This window comes from Streptomyces sp. NPDC046881, assembly GCF_040645015.1.
Classification (GTDB): Bacteria; Actinomycetota; Actinomycetes; order Streptomycetales; family Streptomycetaceae; genus Streptomyces.
Genome location: NZ_JBEYXJ010000227.1, coordinates 1 through 2,474, shown reverse-complemented (window position 1 = coordinate 2,474; position 2,474 = coordinate 1). Strand labels below are relative to the sequence as shown.

3 protein-coding genes and 1 pseudogene are annotated in these 2,474 nt (G+C 74.9%); 2 read left to right on the top strand and 2 right to left on the bottom strand.

Annotated features, from left to right (window positions below; translation table 11 throughout):
• Nucleotides 1–65: 65 nt before the first annotated feature.
• A complete protein-coding gene (locus tag ABZ923_RS41160; protein ID WP_361483537.1) occupies nt 66–944 on the bottom strand; it encodes an NAD(P)-dependent oxidoreductase in 879 nt (292 codons plus the stop codon).
• A gap of 106 nt (nt 945–1,050) precedes the next feature.
• Here ABZ923_RS41160 and ABZ923_RS41155 point away from each other — a divergent pair, with 106 nt between their 5' ends.
• Complete coding sequence (locus tag ABZ923_RS41155) at nt 1,051–1,641, top strand: TetR/AcrR family transcriptional regulator (RefSeq protein WP_361483534.1); 591 nt, start codon at nt 1,051–1,053, stop codon at nt 1,639–1,641.
• Between the two features lie 19 nt (nt 1,642–1,660).
• Here the strand turns inward: ABZ923_RS41155 and ABZ923_RS41150 are convergent, their stop codons facing one another.
• Nucleotides 1,661–2,326: a TetR/AcrR family transcriptional regulator gene (locus ABZ923_RS41150; RefSeq protein WP_361483531.1), complete on the bottom strand. Its 666-nt coding sequence runs from the start codon at nt 2,324–2,326 to the stop codon at nt 1,661–1,663.
• A gap of 53 nt (nt 2,327–2,379) precedes the next feature.
• On the opposite strand from ABZ923_RS41150, the pseudogene ABZ923_RS41145 reads away from it, so the two are divergent.
• Nucleotides 2,380–2,474 (top strand): annotated as a pseudogene (locus ABZ923_RS41145) (Fe-S cluster assembly protein HesB); the annotation flags it as partial.

Here is a 2,474-nt window from a genome sequence, read left to right as displayed (position 1 = left end):
GGTGCGGCTGCGCGTCGAGCGGGCGTACGGCATCCCGAAGGGCTGCGCCGCGGCCGGGGCGCCGCTCACGGCGCCCCGGCGGTCCGCGCCTCGATCGCCCGCAGCACGGCGACCATGTCCTCGCCGCCGTGGCCCCGCGCCACCGTCTCCTCGAACAGGGTGTGGCAGACGTCGAGGAGCGGCGAGGCGAGGCCGGCTTTGCGGGCCGCCTCGGCGATCAGCCGGTTGTTCTTCAGCACGTCCAGCGCCGCCGCCTGCACCGCGAAGTCCCGTTCGCGCAGCTTGGGCGCCTTCATCCGGGACACCGCGCTGGCCATCGGGCCCGCGTCCAGGACGTCCAGGAACAGCCGGCGGTCCAGACCCTGCCGTTCGGCGAAGTGGAAGGCCTCGGTGAGCCCGGTCACCTGCGTGATCAGGAAGATGTTCACCGCCAGCTTCATCAGCAGCGCGCCCGGCACCGGCCCGCAGGCGAACGCCTCCCCGCACACCGGCGCCAGCAGCGGCCGTACGGCCGCCACCGCGGCCTCCTGTCCGGCGAGCATGGCCACCAGCCGGCCCTGCTCCGCCGGCACCCGGGAGCCGGAGACCGGCGCCTCGACGTACCGGCCGCCGGCCGCGCGGACATCGGCCTCCAGGGCGCGGGAGTACTCCGGGGAGGTCGTGCCCATGTGGACGACGGTCCGGCCGGCGACCCGTGCGGCCAGGTCCGGCGTGCCCCGGCCGAGGACCGCGTCCACCGCCGTCCCGTCGGCGAGCATCAGCAGCACCACCTCCGCCCGGGCGAACACCTCGCCGGGGTCCGCGACGACCTCGGCGCCGGCCGCGCGCAGCGGCTCCGCGCGCTCCGGGGTCCGGTTCCAGACCACCAGGGGGGTGCCGGCGGACGCCAGGCGCAGGGCCATGGGACGGCCCATCACTCCGAGACCGATGAATCCGACCCGCATGGGACGTCCTCCGCTGCCGCCGGCCGACTATGACGGTGGTCATAGTAGCCGCCGTTATGACGTCGGTCATAGGGTGGGGGCGGGGAACGGAGACGGAGGAGCCACGATGACCGAGGCGCGGCGCGGACCGCGGGAGCGGATGGTCTTCAGCGCGGCCCAGCTCATCCGGCGGGGCGGGGTCGCCGCGACCGGCATGCGCGAGGTCGCCGCACACGCGGACGCACCGCGCGGCTCCCTCCAGCACTACTTCCCGGGCGGCAAGGAACAGCTGGTCAACGAGGCGGTCGAGTGGGCCGGCCGGTACGCCGGCAAGCGCGTCGCCCGCTTCCTCGCGGGGCTCGAACGCCCCACCCCGGGCGGCCTGTTCGCGGCGATGGCCGCGCAGTGGACCGACGAGTACGCGGCGGACGGCTTCGCGGCCGGGTGCCCGGTCGCCGCCGCCACGGTCGACTGCGCCGCCGCCGGCGACTCGACCCGGCAGGCGGCGGCCACCGCGTTCGCGACCTGGCGGGGCCCGGTCGCCGAGGCGCTGACGGACATGGGCGTCCCCGCCTCCCGCGCCGACTCCCTGGCCACCCTCATGATCAGCACCCTGGAGGGCGCGATCCTGATGGCCCGCGCCGAACAGGACGTACGCCCCCTCACCACGGCCGTGCAGGAACTCGCCCCCCTGCTCGACGCGGCCGTACGCTCCTGACCGGCGGGACGCGAACCCGTCAGCCGGCCGTCCGCTTCGCCGTCAGGCAGGCGATCACCATGTCCCCGAGCATGGTCCGGTAGTGCTCGCGCTGCGCCGGGTCCATCAGGTCCCGGCCGAACAGGGCGCCGTAGGTGTGCCGGTTGGCGACCCGGAAGAAGCAGAACGAGCTGATCATCGCGTGCACGTCGACCGCGTCCACGTCGGCCCTGAACAGCCCGGACTCCCGCCCGGCGGCCAGGATGCGGCGGATCACGTCCAGCGCCGGGGAGCCGATCCGGCCGAGCTTCTCGGAGGCCGCGATGTGCGCGGCGCCGTGGATGTTCTCGATGCTGACCAGCCGGACGAAGTCCGGGTGCCGCTCGTGGTGGTCGAAGGCCAGCTCCGCCAGCCGCCGGATCGCGGCCACCGGGTCCAGGTGCTCGACGTCCAGGTGCCGCTCGGCGTCCCGGATCGCCCCGTAGGCCCGCTCCAGCACGGCCGTGAACAGCTGCTCCTTGCCGCCGAAGTAGTAGTAGATCATCCGCTTGGTGGTGCGGGTGCGGGCCGCGATCTCGTCCACGCGGGCGCCGTCGTAGCCGGCCCGGGCGAACTCCTGCGTGGCCACATCGAGGATCTCGGCCCTGGTGCGGGCCGCGTCGCGCACCCGCCCGCCGGGCGGTACCGGTTCTTCGACGCTGGTCATCGCTGTCCTCCGGGCCGTGAGGCGCCGGGCGGCGCGCTCGTTCGCGTGCCGGTGCCCAGGACCCGGCGGCCGACGCGCTGCTCGGGCGCTCCCCGCTCGCCGCGCTGACCGGGATGCTGCTGGACCAGCAGATCCCCATGGAGTGGGC

Bases quoted from the DNA above. Each gene is read 5' to 3' on its own strand.
- ABZ923_RS41160 (WP_361483537.1), bottom strand. From the start codon at position 944: ATGCGGGTCGGATTCATCGGTCTCGGAGTGATGGGCCGTCCCATGGCC.
- ABZ923_RS41155 (WP_361483534.1), top strand. From the start codon at position 1,051: ATGACCGAGGCGCGGCGCGGACCGCGGGAGCGGATGGTCTTCAGCGCG.
- ABZ923_RS41150 (WP_361483531.1), bottom strand. From the start codon at position 2,326: ATGACCAGCGTCGAAGAACCGGTACCGCCCGGCGGGCGGGTGCGCGAC.